The organism is Vibrio sp. 704 (assembly GCF_033339295.1).
The window spans coordinates 1-539 of the sequence record NZ_JAWOUH010000925.1; the positions used below are offsets into that span (position 1 = coordinate 1).

At 43.6% G+C, this 539-nt stretch carries 1 protein-coding gene; it reads right to left on the minus strand.

Features of this window, described 5'->3' with window-relative positions; translation table 11 throughout:
• The coding region (locus tag R7R24_RS29910) for a cytochrome c oxidase subunit II transmembrane domain-containing protein (RefSeq protein ID WP_318120615.1) at positions 1–539 on the minus strand (539 nt) is incomplete at both ends.

A 539-nucleotide genomic window follows, 5' to 3' on the forward strand; every position in this document is an offset into this window, starting at 1 on the left:
AAAAATCGCACTTTACGATTCACAGGGAGCACGAGTGGATTATCCACTTCAAGCAAGTAATGCGCTCCTTTCATCTCTATACCGTCAATCTGCTTTTGGCTGGTTGCGAGCAAGCTGAAGAATTCCACATCTTCGCCAAAGTAGCTGTAATGCCACTTCCATTGCGAACCTGTAATTTGAATGGTGATATCCGATTGGCTAGTGTCTTCCATTGCGACTAAAGTTTTCGTTGCGGGAATCGCCATCGCGACAAGAATGATGATAGGGATAACAGTCCAAATAATTTCCACTTTGGTGCTTTCATGGAAATGTGCGGCAACTGCACCTTTTGATTTGCGATGACGGATGATGGCATAGAACATAACACCAAAAACAACCAGAGCTATCGCGCAACAAATGTAGAAAATGAGCATATGTAATTCATACACTTGCTCGCTGATCGCCGTGACCCCTTTGGTCATGTTGAGTTCATTGTCCTTTGACCAACCGTAGGAGGAGAATGTGATTAAAATCACACTCAGAGGTATAGCTAGAGTAGT